At 66.1% G+C, this 14,722-nt stretch carries 13 protein-coding genes and 2 tRNA genes; 9 read left to right on the plus strand and 6 right to left on the minus strand.

What is annotated here, in order from left to right; all coding sequences use genetic code 11:
• The first annotated feature begins 112 nt into the window (after nt 1–112).
• A complete protein-coding gene (locus P7B02_RS17670) occupies nt 113–670 on the plus strand; it encodes a GNAT family N-acetyltransferase (protein ID WP_277787677.1) in 558 nt (185 codons plus the stop codon).
• Nucleotides 671–672: 2 nt separating this feature from the next.
• Here P7B02_RS17670 and P7B02_RS17675 read toward each other — a convergent pair whose 3' ends face one another.
• Complete coding sequence (locus tag P7B02_RS17675) at nt 673–1,188, minus strand: hypothetical protein (RefSeq protein ID WP_277787678.1); 516 nt, start codon at nt 1,186–1,188, stop codon at nt 673–675.
• Between the two features lie 233 nt (nt 1,189–1,421).
• On the opposite strand from P7B02_RS17675, the gene P7B02_RS17680 reads away from it, so the two are divergent.
• The 3 genes from P7B02_RS17680 to P7B02_RS17690 all read left to right on the plus strand — a co-directional run bounded on the left by P7B02_RS17680 (nt 1,422) and on the right by P7B02_RS17690 (nt 2,936).
• Nucleotides 1,422–1,859: an OsmC family protein gene (locus tag P7B02_RS17680; protein ID WP_431355830.1), complete on the plus strand. Its 438-nt coding sequence runs from the start codon at nt 1,422–1,424 to the stop codon at nt 1,857–1,859.
• A 121-nt stretch (nt 1,860–1,980) separates the two neighbouring features.
• Nucleotides 1,981–2,181, plus strand: a complete 201-nt coding sequence (locus P7B02_RS17685; protein ID WP_277787679.1) for a hypothetical protein — start codon at nt 1,981–1,983, stop codon at nt 2,179–2,181.
• Between the two features lie 293 nt (nt 2,182–2,474).
• Nucleotides 2,475–2,936 carry a hypothetical protein gene (locus tag P7B02_RS17690; RefSeq protein ID WP_277787680.1) on the plus strand — a complete coding sequence of 154 codons (462 nt, stop codon included), beginning with the start codon at nt 2,475–2,477 and terminating at the stop codon, nt 2,934–2,936.
• Nucleotides 2,937–2,952: 16 nt separating this feature from the next.
• Here P7B02_RS17690 and P7B02_RS17695 read toward each other — a convergent pair.
• A tRNA-Gln gene (locus tag P7B02_RS17695) sits at nt 2,953–3,026 on the minus strand.
• A 165-nt stretch (nt 3,027–3,191) separates the two neighbouring features.
• Here P7B02_RS17695 and P7B02_RS17700 point away from each other — a divergent pair.
• Nucleotides 3,192–3,268, plus strand: a tRNA-Pro gene (locus P7B02_RS17700).
• 315 nt (nt 3,269–3,583) lie between these two features.
• Nucleotides 3,584–5,359, plus strand: coding sequence for a signal peptide peptidase SppA (gene sppA, locus P7B02_RS17705; RefSeq protein WP_277787681.1), 1,776 nt, complete (start codon nt 3,584–3,586; stop codon nt 5,357–5,359).
• A gap of 130 nt (nt 5,360–5,489) precedes the next feature.
• On the opposite strand, the gene P7B02_RS17710 is transcribed toward sppA, so the two are convergent.
• The 4 genes from P7B02_RS17710 to P7B02_RS17725 form a co-directional block, all read right to left on the minus strand.
• Complete coding sequence (locus P7B02_RS17710; protein ID WP_277787682.1) at nt 5,490–5,633, minus strand: hypothetical protein; 144 nt, start codon at nt 5,631–5,633, stop codon at nt 5,490–5,492.
• Nucleotides 5,634–5,823: 190 nt separating this feature from the next.
• A complete protein-coding gene (gene rpiB, locus P7B02_RS17715) occupies nt 5,824–6,261 on the minus strand; it encodes a ribose 5-phosphate isomerase B (protein ID WP_277787683.1) in 438 nt (145 codons plus the stop codon).
• Between the two features lie 112 nt (nt 6,262–6,373).
• Nucleotides 6,374–9,193, minus strand: coding sequence for a TonB-dependent receptor plug domain-containing protein (locus tag P7B02_RS17720; protein ID WP_277787684.1), 2,820 nt, complete (start codon nt 9,191–9,193; stop codon nt 6,374–6,376).
• Nucleotides 9,194–9,488: 295 nt separating this feature from the next.
• Complete coding sequence (locus P7B02_RS17725; protein WP_277787685.1) at nt 9,489–12,440, minus strand: TonB-dependent receptor plug domain-containing protein; 2,952 nt, start codon at nt 12,438–12,440, stop codon at nt 9,489–9,491.
• Nucleotides 12,441–12,833: 393 nt separating this feature from the next.
• Here P7B02_RS17725 and P7B02_RS17730 point away from each other — a divergent pair, with 393 nt between their 5' ends.
• The 3 genes from P7B02_RS17730 to P7B02_RS17740 are packed head-to-tail and all read left to right on the plus strand — an operon-like array spanning nt 12,834 to nt 14,617.
• Nucleotides 12,834–13,307, plus strand: coding sequence for a hypothetical protein (locus tag P7B02_RS17730; protein WP_277787686.1), 474 nt, complete (start codon nt 12,834–12,836; stop codon nt 13,305–13,307).
• Nucleotides 13,308–13,315: 8 nt separating this feature from the next.
• Complete coding sequence (locus tag P7B02_RS17735) at nt 13,316–13,726, plus strand: TIGR01244 family sulfur transferase (protein ID WP_277787687.1); 411 nt, start codon at nt 13,316–13,318, stop codon at nt 13,724–13,726.
• A gap of 3 nt (nt 13,727–13,729) precedes the next feature.
• The gene (locus tag P7B02_RS17740; RefSeq protein ID WP_277787688.1) at nt 13,730–14,617 is read left to right on the plus strand and encodes an MBL fold metallo-hydrolase; all 888 of its coding nucleotides are present in this window, start codon (nt 13,730–13,732) and stop codon (nt 14,615–14,617) included.
• The last annotated feature ends 105 nt before the right edge of the window (nt 14,618–14,722 follow it).

Below are 14,722 nucleotides of genomic sequence, written 5' to 3' on the forward strand. Positions count from 1 at the left end.
CCTATGGGGAGGTGGCCCAGAGGGCCGGAGAGGGAAATGCTGAGTCCTGACCTGATCAAAGCCCCCTCCACCGCTTCGCGGTCCCCCTCCCCCTGTGGGGGAGGATTGAGGTATGCACCACGCCATGAACATCCGCCCCGCCACCGCCGCTGACGCCGCCGCCATCGCCGAGATCTATGCCGACGCCTGCCTGAACGGGTTCGGGACCTTTGAGGAGGTTCCGCCGGACGCGGATGAGATCGCGACCCGCATGGCCGGGGTCCAGTCGCGGGGCCTGCCCTATCTGGTGGCGGAGGGGGACGGCGAGATCCTGGGCTACGCCTATGCGGGCCCGTTCCGGCTGCGCGCCGCCTATCGCTACACCGTGGAGGACAGCGTCTATGTCTCGCCCAAGGCGAAGGGCAAGGGCGTCGGGCGCGCGGTGCTGAGCGCGGTGCTGGACGCCTGCGCGGCCATGGGCCTGCGGCAGGTGATGGCGGTCATCGGCGACACCGGCAACAAGGGCTCCATCGGCCTGCACACGGCCATGGGGTTCGAGCCCGTGGGGACCTTCCGCGACGTGGGCTACAAGCAGGAGCGCTGGGTCGACATCGTGCTGATGCAGAAGAGCCTGAACGGCGGGTCGAGCACCCCGCCGGACGCGGACGGCCTGAGCCTGAAGGGATTTTAGAGCTAGTCCACCTGCGGCGGCGGAGGGACCAGCTCAGGCAGGATCACGTCCTGATCCGCATAGGCGGTCATGATCGTGCCCTTCTTTATGCTGACGTCCTTCCCCTTGATGAAGGGGGCGGCCGGCCAGAACAGAAGCACGGTCACGACCTGAGCGCCGACGCGGTCGTCACCCTCGGCCCCCTTGTTGGCGCGCAGCCGGATTCTCTCCTCGCCGATCTTCAGATGCACCAGCCGGACATTGAGCTTGCCCCTCTTGCCGAGCATGCCGTTGTCGCGAGCCTCCACGACTTCTCCGACGCCACGATAGCCGGCGCGAAGCACTGTTCCGTCCTGCAGCTTGACGTCGTCGTCCAAGCTGATGGTGAAACGGTCCCCTTCGCTTGCCGACGAACTTGAAACGGCTTCCTCAAGACGAATGGAGAATTCAGTGCCCTCCGGCACTTTCACTTGCGCGCCTGCGGGCGCGAAGGTGAGCAGGCTCGCGAACGCGCCCGCAGCAACAGCTTTGATTTTCATAGTCCCCCCAGTCGTAAACCACACGCTAAGGTGGCGCTTGTTTTTGGTCTAGCCTGAAGGTGGCCGTAAATGCTGCGTCATCACGCCGCTAGCCGCGGATTGCCGCCCAGCGATCCGTGTCAAACTTTCCGCTAGCGGGTGGGGGAAATCCGCACGCCGGGTTGCTTCCGTTCAAGAGCTGTCGCGTTGGCGTCCTAGGATGCGCGCGGCATTCAGCCAACGGGAGAAACATCATGGCCCTGAAGATCAAGCGTCGCGGTTCGGTCGCCTGGAGCGGCGGCATCAAGGACGGCAAGGGTTCGATCAACACCGAGAGCGGCGCCCTGAGCGCCTATCCCTACGGCTTCTCCAGCCGGTTCGAGGGGCAGGCGGGATCGAACCCGGAAGAGCTGCTGGGCGCGGCGCACGCGGCCTGCTTCACCATGGCCCTGTCGCTGATCCTGGGTCAGGCGGGCCTGACCGCCGACAGCCTGGAGACCACCGCCGAGGTGACCCTGGAGGAGCAGAGCGGCGGCTACGCCATCACCGCCATCCACCTGACCCTAAAGGGCAAGGTCCCCGGCGCCGACGCGGCCAAGTTCGCCGAGCTGGCCGGCGCCGCCAAGGTCAACTGCCCGGTGTCCAAGGTCCTGAACGCCGAGATCACCCTGGACGCCGAACTGGTGGGCTAGAACTCCGCGGATGTGGGCGGCCAGCATGGCCGCCCCGTTTGCTTTTGAGCCTCTGAGGCATCCCGACGCAGGGACGGGCGGTCGCATCCCCGCCCCTGGCCCCGCTTGTTAAGCATGGAGGATGAACCGCGCCTTCTCGATCTTCGTGCACGTCGGACTGTTCTTCAGCAGCCTGCTGGGCCTGGCCTTTGTGGCCGGCGGCGTGGTGGTGCTCAATCGCGCCGACAAGATCAGCTTCATCGGTCTTGGCCTGGCGATGATCGCCCTGGGCGCCTGGGGCTGCGTCAATGCGGTGCGCCAGACCCTGGCCGTCCACCAGTAGGCCCTCTCCCCAGACCTCGCTCCCAAAAGAAAAGCCCGGCCGAGGCCGGGCTGAAGTCATTAGGGAGGAAACGCCCAGGAAGGGCATGACGCCTCGCGGCGTCGTGATCAGAAGTAGGTTGTTCGCAGGCGGGTTCAAGGACCGGGACGCCGTTCCGGACCAACCTTTTTCGCCTGACCGGTTTTCGATCAAAGCTGTGCAATGCGTTGGCAGGGGGGCGCCGCCGGCGATGGAGCCGTTGAAGTTACAATCTTCGCGTGTACGCTCTCCCCGACGCATCGAGGAGACCGAAGATGGAGCGACGGCGTTTCCTGGCCGCTGGCGGCCTTCTGATTCTGGGCGGGGGGCGACTGGCCGGACCGGCCCAGGCGGAAGAACTCATCGGCGCGGATCAGGCGGTGACTCTGGCCAGGGCGGCCTATCCGGAGCCCGTCACGGGCAAGTTCGCTTTCACCGTCCAGTCCACGGGCCGCTTTGGCCAGAACCTGTTCCTGAACTCCCGCGAGAAGTGGCAGGACCCCGACAACCTGGCGGTGGTCATCTGGCCCGAGGCGGCGGAGACGCTGGCCCTGCGCACGGGGCTCAGGCTGGACTCCCTGGCCGACGCGTTCGAAGGCCGCTCGATCCAGGTCGTGGGCGCGGCGAAGCGGGTTTGGATAGCCAATCCGCGAACCAAGGACCTAGGCCCCGCGCGCAAACCCTACTTCGCCACGAACATCTATGTGGAGAACGCGGACCGCCTCGGCGTCGTCTAGCGATGAGGAGAGGAAGTGGCTGGGGAACTAGGACTCGAACCTAGAATGACGGTACCAAAAACCGCAGTGTTACCATTACACCATTCCCCAGCAGGAACGGCGAACACCCTGGGGGGCGTCGGCGAGGGCGTGGGAATAGCGCAGCCGATTTGAGGATGCAACGGGGCTATGACGAGGATTTGCTGATTTTCTCAAAGAGCCGTTTCTGTCGCTTGCGCCCCGATCCGCCCTCCCCTATAAGCCCCCTCCTCAAGTCGGAGTGTGGCTCAGTCTGGTAGAGCACCGCGTTCGGGACGCGGGGGTCGCAGGTTCGAATCCTGCCACTCCGACCATTTTCTTCCCCTGAAAATTCAAGATGTTTCCCCTTCGGGGAGGCTGCGTGGGCGTGCGCCGTTCATCTCCGCTCATCCCGGCGAAGGCCGGGATCCAGATTCATCCATAACGTCAGCGGGGTTTCACCTGGGCCCCGGCCTTCGCCGGGGTGAGCGGAGTTGGGGTTGCTCAGCCTGCGCCCCCTCTACCACTTCGTGGTCCCCCTCCCCCATTTCTCGGGGACGAGAAAGCGACCATGGCTATTTCTTAATCGCGCGGGCCATTTCCTGTTTGGGGAATTCCTTTAGTTTGCGGCGCAGCAGACAGGGCTTTTGATGAAACAGTTTCTCCTGACCGTCGCCGGCGTCTTCGTGGGCCTGGCCCTGTTCCTGATTGGGATTCCATTCCTGCTCATCGCGCTCGCGGCGGGCGCCGCCGCGCCGCCGGCCACCCCGGCCCATGCGGTGATCAGCATGGACCTGCGCCAGGGCATGAGCGACCAGGACAGCATGGCCGCTCTGGCGGTGCTGGGCGGGCGGCCGTCGGTCATCTCCACCATCGACACGCTGCGCCGGGCGGAGAAGGACGACAAGGTAGAGGCCCTCTTCGTGCGCCTGCCCGAGGGCGGCATGACCCCCGCCTCCGCCGACGAGCTGCGCGGCGCGTTCAAGCGGCTGCGCGCCGCCGGCAAGAAGGTGATCATCCACAGCCAAGGGCTCTATCCCTCGGGCCAGGTGGCCTCGACCTACATGGTCGGCGCCTCGGCGGACGAGCTGTGGATGCAGCCGGGCGCGGCGTTCCAGGCCACGGGCGTGTTCAGCGAGGAGATCTTTCTCAAGCGCCTGTTCGACAAGTACGGGGTGAAGCCGCAGTTCGCCCAGCGGGCCGAGTACAAGACGGCCATCAACCCCTACCTGCATGACGACTACACCCCGGCGCACCGGGAATCGCAGCTGTCGTGGATGGGCTCGATCTATGAGAGCGCCCTGGCCGCCGTGGCCGCCGATCGCAAGAAGGACGCCGCCGACCTGCGCCGCGTGATCGAGGCCGGCCCCTACATGGCCGACGACGCCCTGGCCCTGGGCCTGATCGACAAGGTGGGCCAGGTGAAGGAGGCGGAGACCGCCGCTCTGAAGGCCGCCGGCAAGGGCGCGGTGGTGGTGTCGTTCGAGGACTACGCCGCCCGCGTCCGCCGCAACGCCCCGACCCTGGGCGGACCGGCCATCGCGGTGATCGGCGCCGAGGGCCCGATCATGACCGGCACCGGCGAGCGAGGCAGCCCCTTCTCCACCGACCAAGTGATCTATTCGGACGACGTGTCCAAGTCGTTCTACGACGCGATCAAGGACGACGACGTGAAGGCCATCGTGTTCCGCGTCTCGTCCCCCGGCGGCTCTGACACGGCGTCGGAGCAGATCCTGGCGGCGGTGCGCGCGGCGAAGGCGGCGGGCAAACCGGTGGTGGTGTCCATGGGCGCCTATGCGGCGTCAGGCGGCTACTGGATCAGCTCGGAAGCCTCGTCGATCCTCAGCCAGCCCAGCACCCTGACCGGCTCTATCGGCATCTATGGCGGCAAGTTCGCCGTGGGCGACGCCCTGGGCCGCTTCGGCGTCGACGCGCGCCAGCTGCAGATCGGCGGCGACTATGCCGGGACCTATTCGGCGGGCGAGGAATGGACCCCCGCCCAGCGCGCCGCGTTCGAGCGCTGGATGGACAACACCTATGAGGGCTTCATCGAGCGCGTGTCGCGCGGCCGCAAGCTGCCGGCCGACAGGGTGCGCGAGATCGCCAAGGGCCGCGTGTGGACCGGCGCCCAAGCCAAGGACCTGGGCCTGGTGGACCAGATCGGCGGCTTCTACGACGCGGTCGAGCAGGCCAAGACCCTGGCCAAGATGAAGGGCGACGTGCGCCTGAAGCGCGTGGGCGGGCCCAAGAGCCCCTTCGAGGCCCTGGAGCGCGCCTTCGGCGTCAGCGCCGAAAGCGCCCGCGCCGTGGCCGCCGCCGGCTGGCTGCTGGGCGATCCCAACGCCAAGGCGATCATGGACGAGATGATGGATGCCCGCCTGCGGTCCCAAGGCGCCAACGTCCTGGCGCCGCGGATGGTGGACTGAGGACGACCTCAGTTAACCGAAACAAAGGAGCCGGTCCTGCGAAGGACCGGCTCTTTCCAATTTAGTGGCCGGTCACGCCGTCGTCGTCGATACGCAGGTCGCTAAGCGAGACGCCAATCAGCTTGACGTATCAGTCATCCGCCGGAAGCGCGACCGTGTCATTGCCATAGATGAATACGCCGGAGCCATCGGCGGCCTCGAACCGCGCCTCATCGGTCTCCGCCACACCGATGAAGAAGCCTGCCGTCAGGGCGTGATTGGCTTGGTTGGCCATGGAGATCGTATCCCCTTACGGATCGAGGTCGGAGATCTTCGTCAGGGTCTTGAGCGCGCCGGCGGCGTCAAAGGCGCCTATGGGGTTCCCACTGTCGCCGATGATAACCACGTCGTCGCCGCCCCCCAGGGTCGCCGGGCGGCGGGGCGGGATAGACGACGGCGGGGGAGCGACGCAAGATCACCAAACTCTAGACGGAGGGGGCGCCGAGCTTGTCGACGCGCGGGCCATGGCGGCCGCCCGCGAACTCCGTCTGAAGGAAGGCCGTGACGCAGGCCTTGGCCATGTCGACCCCGGTCAGGCGCGCGCCGAGGGCGATGACGTTGGCGTCGTTGTGCTCCCGGCAGAGGGCGGCGGAGAGCGGTTCGCTGACCAGGGCGCAGCGGCAGGCCGGATTGCGGTTCACGGCGATGGAGATGCCGACGCCCGAGCCGCACAGCGCCACGCCGCGATCGGCCTGGCCGCCCGCCACGCGTTGGGCCAGCTTGTAGCCATAGTCGGGATAGTCGACGCGTTCGCCGCTGTCCGGGCCCAGGTCGGCCACCTCATGTCCCAGCTCCCGCAGCCAGGCGGTCAGCTCGGCCTTGAGCTCGATGGCGGCGTGGTCCGAGGCGATGGCGATGCGCATGATAGGTCTCCTTTGCGGCCATTAGCCCGCCCGCCGCCCAAAAGGAAAGGGCGGCGGACCCAAAGATCCGCCGCCCCCGAGCCGACCTTTCGGCCAGCACGTTCCGTTCGTCTTAGAAGCGCAGCTTGGCGCCGACGAAGTAGTTCCGCCCGATGATGTCGTAGGTGTTCGGGTCGGTGTTGCCGTCCGGGGCGTTGTCGAACACCGGCGGGGTTTCGTCGGACAGGTTACGCACGCCGCCGAACAGTTCGACCTTCTCGGTCACGGCCCAGCGAGCCGAGACGTCGTGGTAGAAGAAGCTGTCGGTGCCGACGTAGCCGCCGTCCTCGAAGTCCGGGATGTTGCCCTGGTTGTCCATCGAGTCGATGAACGTGCCGGTGTACGACACGCGGACCGGGCCGACGTCGTAGCCCAGGCGGAGCGAGGCCTTCCATTCCGGCAGCGAGGCCGAGATGTTGTAGGCGCCGATCGTGCCCTTGTACTGCACGCCGTCCAGCTTGTAGCTGTCCAGGTAGGTGACATTGAGGTCGAAGTTCAGCTTCTCGCCCCACATGCCGCCAGCCCACGGCACGTTCCAGCCGTAGTTGACCGCGAAGTCGACACCCTTGGTGCGCAGAGCCGACACGTTGCCGAGCGGCGCGCGGGCCTTCAGGGCGCCGCCGGCGTCACGGAAGATCAGCGGCAGGCCGATGCCTTGGTTGAAGCAGGCGTCGGAGGTCAGCGAACCGCTGGCGAAGCAGCCGTTGACGATGCCCGACACGCCGCCTTCCAGGGTGCCGATGTAGTCCTCGACCTTGATGTCGTAGTAGTCGATCGTCGCGGTCAGGCCCGGGACGAAGGTCGGCTGCCACACCAGGCCGGCGGTCAGGGTTTCAGACTTTTCCTCGTTCAGGTTCGGGTTGCCGAAGAAGAACGATTCCGTCTGGGTGTTCTGAGCGACGAAGCTGGTGGCCACCGGATCGAAGCCCAGCTGCGCGGTGCAGAAGGCGCGGACCGAGGCCGACAGGGTGCGCGCGGCGCCCGTGCCCGGGTTGACCGTGGTGCAGGGATCGAGCACGGCCGGGAAGCCCTGGTCGCCCGACTGGAACAGTTCGAACACCGACGGCGCGCGGCTGGCGCGTTGGAACATGCCGCGGACGCGCAGTTGGTCGATCGGCTTGTACTCCAGGCCGACCTTGTAGCTGTAGACGTTGCCCACCGACGAGTAGTCGGAATAGCGGGCGCCCAGCTCCAGGCCCAGGTATTCGGCGCCGGTCACGCCGGAGACCAGCGGAACCATGGCTTCGGCGTAGAGTTCGCCGACGCTCGAAGAGCCGCCCACTGCTCGTTCGGCGTTGAAGCCGAAGATGTCGCCGGCGTTCTTGGCCGCATCCGGGGTGAAGTCCAGCTTGTCTTCACGCCATTCGGCGCCGAAGGCCACCGACAGGTCGCCGGCCGGCAGCTTGAACAGCGGGCCCGACACGAAGCCCGACGCGGTGTTGCGTTCGAAGACGGTCAGGTCGCTGAAGTTGATGCGGATGAAGTTCGCCGCGGCCGGGCTGATGGTGCCTTGGCCGAACATGTTGAGCGGGGCGCAGTTGGCGAAGATCGCCAGCGACGACGGGGCGCAGCTGGTGGCCGTGCCGCCGGCCGCGATGGCCGCCTGCACCTTGGAGCGCGAGACGTCGTTCTGGACGCCGACGCGGAACTCGGTGCGGCCGAAGCTGTAGAAGGCTTCCGCGCGCCATTCGTTGCCCAGGTCCGCCTTCAGGCCGAGGTTGATCTGGTACAGATCGGAGTCGCGGGTTTCGACGCGCGGACCGACTTCCGTCATGCGGCGATCAAAGAACATCGGCGCGGTCGGGTTCGGACGCGAGGCCAGCAGCTGGGCCAGGGCCGGGGTGACGAAGGCGTTGTTGTACGGGATCTGGATCCCGGTCGCCGGCGTCGGAGCCAGCTGGGCGGCGTTGCGGCTGTCCGAGTAGAAGAACTCGCCGACGAACTCGAGGTTGTCGGTGATGTCGTAGCGGCCCAGGACGGCGGCGTTGAAGCGCTCACCCGGCGACAGCAGGTTGTTGACCGGCGAGAAGTCGTAGCGGTCGCTGCTCGGGCCGAGGCCGAAGTCGTTGTTGAACGGACGCGGCGTGCCGTTGGCGTTGAAGGCGTAACGGATGTTCTGCGGGCTCGAGGTGGAGCCGCCGAACGGGTTGGTGCCGACGGCGTTCAAACCGCCGCGCTCACCCGTGCCCGAACCGCCGGCGTTCGACGACAGCGACCAGGCGCGGTCGCTGTTCGGCAGGATGCGGTCACGGTCATAGTAGGAGGCGTAGGCGGTGACGTTGCCCTTGCCGTCCGGGGTGTTCGTGCCGAACAGCACGTAGCTGTTCGAGGTCTTGCCGTCGCCGAACTCGCTGACGCCGTACTGGCTCGACAGCTCGACGCCTTCGAAGTTGTTCTTCAGGACGAAGTTCACGACGCCGGCCAGGGCGTCCGAACCGTACACCGCCGAGGCGCCGCCGGTGACCACTTCAACGCGGTCGATCAGGGCGGTCGGGATGTTGTTCAGGTCGACGGTGTTGGCGCGGGTCGACGGGTTCATGCGGCGGCCGTTGACCAGCACCAGGGTGCGGGTCGGGCCAATGCCGCGCAGGTCGACGGTGGCGGTGCCGTCCGACGGGTTGTTGGACGCGGCGGTCAGGCCCGGAACGACCTGCGGCAGGCGGTTCAGGACGTCTTCGGTGGTCGTCGAGCCGGCGGCCTGGATGGCCTCCGAGGTGACGGTGGAGACAGGGCTGTTGGCCACGTAGTCCTGGCGCGCGATGCGCGAGCCGGTGATGACGATCTCTTCGACCGTCGCGTCTTGGGCGAGCGCCGAGCCGGACATGGCCATGAAGGCCGCGCCACAGATCATCGACGACGCCAGAAGGCGCGTGCGCGTGGTTTGGTTTTGCAAGATTTCGATCCTCCGGCGGCCGTCGCGATGACGCGGGACCGCTCCCCTTACTGTTGAATCGAGGCGCGAACGCTTCGATGGCGCGACTATCTGCCGCCCAGAAACGGGGTCAATGGAGGTTGAATGCTCAAGCTACAGGCAACTTGGCGCCTGTCGCATTAATGACACATATTGTGACAACGCAACCCTAGGTCAGCGAACTGAGTTCCGGGGCGCAAGTCAAAGTAGAAATAGCAGCACAAAAAGATTGGGCGGCGGGCCCGAAGACCCGCCGCCCTTTCCTGTCACTAAGCTCTTAGTACTTGAGCGAAGCGTTGATGAAGAACATCCGGCCCAGGACGTCGTACGTGGCCGGGTAGCCGTTGTTCGACGGGGACGCGTTGGCGCCCATGATCGGATACTTCTCTTGGGTCAGGTTACGCACGCCGCCCGTGAAGGAGACGGTGTCCGTAGCGCGCCAGTCGGCCGACAGGTCGAAGTAGTTCTTGATGCCGACCTTTTCGACGACGCGCACGGCGGCGTTGTCGTCGTAGACGTCATCCAGATAGCTCCAGACCAGGTTCAGGCCGTAGTTTTCATACGACCAGTTGATCGCGGTGCGGACCTTGTGACGCGGGGTCGGGTTGCCGCACGACGGACCGAAGCGGTCCGCGCACTTCAGAGGCGCCGAGATCTCGTCGGCCTGGAAGGTGGACTTCCAGGTGTTGGTGTACAGCGACTTGATCGAGATGCCGCCAGCGTCCGGCAGACCGAGGTCAGCCAGGTCGAAGCGGTACGACACGCCGATGTCCAGACCTTGCACCTTGTTCGAGGCGACGTTCTGGTTGGTCAGCGAGACGAAGTCGATCGAGCCGTTGGCCAGGCGACGGATCGCCGAGCAGTACGGGGACGACGGGTTGCCGTTCACCGAGGCGCCGTAGCAGATGTTGAACACGTTCTGCGTGGAGCCGCCGAAGGAGGCGATCTGGTCGTCGATCTGGATGTCGAACCAGTCGACCGTGATGGCCAGACGCGGGATGAACGACGGCTGGTAAACCGCACCGATCGTCAGGGTGTCGGCCACTTCCGGAGCCAGGTTCGGGTTACCGCCCGTCAGCGTTTGGGTCTGCTGGTTAGCGTTGATGACGCCGATCGCAGCAGCCGGCACGCCGGCGTTCAAGCAGGCCTGACGGCGTTGAGCCGCGGCGCCCGCCGAGAGGTTGGCGAAGCCCGGAGCCGAGCACGGGTCGGTCGAGGTCGGGAAGCCGTTGCCCTGCGGGGCGAACAGTTCACCAACCGAAGGAGCGCGGACGGCGCGGTTGTACGAGGCGCGCAGACGCAGGTCGTCGAAGACTTCCCAGTCACCAGCGACCTTGTAGGTCTTGGTGATCTTGTCTTGCGACGAGTAGTCCGACAGACGGCCGGCCAGTTCCAGGTTCACCGACTGAGCGAAGGGCAGGTCCTTCAGCAGCGGCACCAGCAGTTCGCCGTACAGTTCGTAGACGTCGAAGTCGCCCGAAACCGGCGGAGAAGCGTTGAAGCCGGTCAGGTTGCCGACAGCCAGATCCTGCGACGGACGGAAGGCGAAGCCTTCGTAGCGGTATTCAGAACCGATAGCGAAGCCCAGGCCGCCAGCCGGCAGGGTGAAGAAGTTGTCGGTGTTGCCCGAGAAGAAAGCCGACGCCACCAGTTGCTCGTAGTCCTGCGAGGACTCGATGCGGGTCTTGATGAAGTTGGCGGCGGCGGCGGAGATCTTGCCACGGCCGAACAGGTTCACGGGAACGCAGCCGTTGGACGGATCCAAGCAGCCCGTGCCGGCGGCGTTCAGCAGGAGGCCCTGCTGGATGCGCTGCAGGCTGGTGTCGCCGAGCAGCGACTGGCTGCCGTGGGTGTTGCCGTACTGGATGTACGTTTCCCAGGAGCCGTTGATGAAGTTCAGGTCGCCGCGCAGGCCAAGTTGGGTCTGGAAGCCGTAGAAGTTGAACTCGTTGATGCGCGGGCCGACTTCAGTCAGGCGGCGGTTGAACACGCCGGTGACGGTGTCGTAGATGCCGTTGCCGTTGGCGTCGACGTCGGCGTAGGTGCCGGCAGCCCAGGCGCTCGAGTTCGGGATCGTGTACGAGGCCGTCGAAGCCAGGCTGTTCAGCGCCCGCTTGCCGGCCGCGCTGAGGAACGGATTGTTGTCCAGCGAGAAGCGGAAGATCCGGTTGCCGACCGGCGTTTCGGCCAGCTGCGTCGTAACGGCCGAATAGACGAAGTTACCCTTGGCGAAGGCTTCGATGCCCGGGGCCAGTTCGTAACGGCCCAGGGCCGTGACCGAGTAACGCTCCTGCGGGGTCTGCAGGTAGTTGATCGGCGCAAAGTTGTAGGTGTCAGACGCGGCGTTGTAGAGACGCACGCTGCCGTCAGCGGTGAACAGGCCGGTGTTGGCGACGTTGTTCGCCACGCCCGGGATGGTGACCAGCGCGCCGGTGGCGAAGCCGCCGACGGTGCCGTCTTCCTGCGAGCCCGAGCCCGACGGAACCAGGCCGGTGATGCCGGCGGCGCGTTGGGCGGCCGACGGTTCACCGTAGGCTTGCGCCATCAGACCGCCGCGCTTGCCTTGGGTCAGCGGCTCACGGTCGTTGTAGCCCAGCGACAGGACCACGTTGCCGCGGCCGTCGTCGAAGTTGGCGCCGATGGTGGCGTCAATCGAGTAGATCGGGGCGTCCAGATCGTCGGTGTTCTGATAACCGGCGTTGAACTGGAAGCCTTCGAAGTCCTTCTTGAGGACGAAGTTGACGACGCCGGCGATGGCGTCCGAACCGTAAACGGCCGAGGCGCCGCCGGTCACGACTTCCACGCTCTGGATCAGAGCGGTCGGGATCAGGTTCAGGTCGACGGTGCCGGCCTGGGTGGTCGGGGTCTGACGCTTGCCGTCGACCAGGACCAGGGTGCGGTTGGAGCCGAGGCCGCGCAGGTTCACGGTGGCGGCGCCGCCCGAACCGTTGTTCACGGTCGAGGTCACGCCCGGAACGGCTTGCGGCAGGGTGTTCAGCAGGTTTTCGGTGTTCACCACACCCGACTGCTTGAGGTCCTGCTCGCCGACGGTGGCGACGGGGCTGGTCGAAACCAGGTCCGGACGGGCGATACGCGAGCCGGTGACGACGATCTCTTCGACCGCGACGTCATCTTGCGCGTAGGCGGTGGTTGCGGACATGGCCATGAAGGCCGCGCCACAAATCATCGAAGACGCGAGCAGGCGCTCACGCGTGGACTTGTTGATCAAATTTTTATCCTCCAGCAGCCGCACAGAGCGGCGTGCCCCCAAAAAACAGAGGAGAATGCGCGGGTTCGGATTTTTGGAATCCCGCAACTCACCCCCTGACCGCGACTACATCAAAGCGAGCCGATGTTGGGAATTGCTGTTTGAACGATTTCCGCCGCAATTTACGACTTGTTGCAGAAATGTTTCACCGACCGTCGTTTCCCTACCACTTCGGGGGTGATTTAGTCTCGAAACGACAGCGTTGCGGGAGAAGAGTGCGCCGGGGTATTCCTTGGCAAACAAGGAGTCTCCATGAAAAGCCTTGGGTTTTCAGTGCTCGCGGCGGCGGTTTCCGTGATTGCCTCACCCGCTGCCTCACAAACAGGCAATCCGTCTCCCGAGGCGCGACTGCCGGTGTTCGATGCACTCATAAATTGCCGCAAGATCGGTGACGCCGCCGAGCGCCTTGCCTGCTTCGACAAGGCCGCCGACCAACTAGCCGCTGCGCAGACCGCCGGCGACGTGGTGGTTGTCGACCGCCAGGAGATCAAGAAGGCCCAACGCTCCACCTTCGGTTTCAACGTCGCTCTGCCCCAGGTCTTCAAGGACAAGGGCGGCAAGGCCGAGGCCAAGGAAGAGAAGGGCCAGAAGACCGACGAGGCTGGCGACATCGAAGCGATCACCGCCGTCGCCACCAAGGTCTGGCAGGGCGCCCGGGGCGAATGGAACTTCCAGCTCGAGGACGGCGCCGTGTGGCGTCAGACCGACGCTCCCGACCCCGCGCGCAGCTTTAAGAACGGCGTCACCGTCGAGATCAAGAAGGGCAAGTTGGGGAACTTCTTCCTCAAGGCCAACGGCGCCCTGATGCGCGCCAAACGCGACAGCTGAGGACCGCCATGAGCCGTTTCCGCACAGTGACCGACAAGATCTCGGTCAGCCCACAGATCACCCCCGCCGACGTGGCCGCCGCCGCGGACGAGGGCTTCGCCCTCATCGTCAACAACCGCCCCGACGGCGAGGAGCCGACTCAGCCCGACGGCGCCGAGATCGCCGCCGCTGCTGAGGAAGCAGGTCTCGCCTACATCTATATCCCGGTGCGCGGCATGCCGACGCCGGAGCAGGTGGACGCGGTGCGCGAAGCCGTGGACGAGGCGCATGGCAAGGTGCTGCTGTTCTGCCGTTCGGGCACCCGCTCGATCGTCAGCTGGTCCCTGGGCCAGGCGGCGTCGGGCGCCAGCAGCCGTGACGACCTGGTCGCCCTGGGCGAGGCGGCCGGATACGACCTCTCGGGCGTTCTGCCCCGCTAAGCCGTGATCCCCTTCGTCCGCGAGCTCGACTTCCAGTACGGCCGCTGTGATCGGGTGTCGCCCCGCATCCGGCGGGTGATCGCCGACAATCCCGGCCCTTTCACCTATCTGGGGACCGGGACCTACATCGTCGGCGAGGGCGAGGTGGCGGTGATCGATCCGGGGCCGGACCTGCCGGCGCATCTGGAGGCCCTGCTCGCCGCGCTGGGGAATGAGCGGGTGATGCACATCCTGATCACACACGACCACGCCGACCACTCTCCCCTCGCCGCCGCCCTGTCGGCGGCCACGGGGGCGAAGGTGTGGGGGCGGTCGCGCCAGCCGCGGGGGCAAATCCCCGCCGGTTTCGACGACGAGCACGACGACGCGTTCCGCCCCGACTTCGAGGTGGAAGACGGGGAGGTGTTCGAAGGCCCGGGCTGGACGCTGGAGGCCGTGCCGACGCCGGGCCACACCTCGAACCACGTGAGCTACGCCCTTAAGGAAGAGAACGCCCTGTTCAGCGGCGACCACATCATGGGCTGGTCGACGACGGTGATCAGCCCGCCCGACGGCGACATGGCCGCCTATTTCGAAAGCCTGGACCGGGTGAAGGCCAGCGGCTTCGCCACCCTGTGGCCGACCCATGGCCCGCCGGTCACTGACCCGCAGCCGTTCATCGACGCCTATATCGCCCACCGCCGGGCGCGGGAGGCCCAGGTCCTGGCCGCCCTGGCCGAGGGGCCGACCACCATCCGCGCCATGGTGCCGGTGCTGTACGTGGCGGTGGACCCGCGCCTGCACCCGGCGGCGGCGCATTCCCTGCTGGGCCATGTGGTGCAGTTGGTCGGCGAGGGCCGGGTCATCAGCGACGGCCCGCCGGGGGTGGAGACGGTGTTGAGGCTGGCTTGAGCGCTTTGCGTGCTTCGACAGGTCGCTGCGCTCCCGCTCAGCATGACGAGCTTCGGTTGGCTCTGAACGCGTCATCCTGAGCTGCGCGAAGCGCAAGTCGAAGAA

The sequence above is a fragment of the Caulobacter segnis genome, from assembly GCF_029543125.1.
Classification (GTDB): Bacteria; Pseudomonadota; Alphaproteobacteria; order Caulobacterales; family Caulobacteraceae; genus Caulobacter; species Caulobacter segnis_D.

What these genes read in the sequence shown, in the direction of transcription:
- P7B02_RS17710 (WP_277787682.1), bottom strand. Translation starts at nt 5,633, where the DNA reads ATGGCCAACCAAGCCAATCACGCCCTGACGGCAGGCTTCTTCATCGGT.
- P7B02_RS17675 (WP_277787678.1), bottom strand. Translation starts at nt 1,188, where the DNA reads ATGAAAATCAAAGCTGTTGCTGCGGGCGCGTTCGCGAGCCTGCTCACC.
- P7B02_RS17685 (WP_277787679.1), top strand. Translation starts at nt 1,981, where the DNA reads ATGAACCGCGCCTTCTCGATCTTCGTGCACGTCGGACTGTTCTTCAGC.
- rpiB (WP_277787683.1), bottom strand. Translation starts at nt 6,261, where the DNA reads ATGCGCATCGCCATCGCCTCGGACCACGCCGCCATCGAGCTCAAGGCC.
- P7B02_RS17670 (WP_277787677.1), top strand. Translation starts at nt 113, where the DNA reads ATGCACCACGCCATGAACATCCGCCCCGCCACCGCCGCTGACGCCGCC.
- P7B02_RS17690 (WP_277787680.1), top strand. Translation starts at nt 2,475, where the DNA reads ATGGAGCGACGGCGTTTCCTGGCCGCTGGCGGCCTTCTGATTCTGGGC.
- sppA (WP_277787681.1), top strand. Translation starts at nt 3,584, where the DNA reads ATGAAACAGTTTCTCCTGACCGTCGCCGGCGTCTTCGTGGGCCTGGCC.
- P7B02_RS17680 (WP_431355830.1), top strand. Translation starts at nt 1,422, where the DNA reads ATGGCCCTGAAGATCAAGCGTCGCGGTTCGGTCGCCTGGAGCGGCGGC.
- P7B02_RS17735 (WP_277787687.1), top strand. Translation starts at nt 13,316, where the DNA reads ATGAGCCGTTTCCGCACAGTGACCGACAAGATCTCGGTCAGCCCACAG.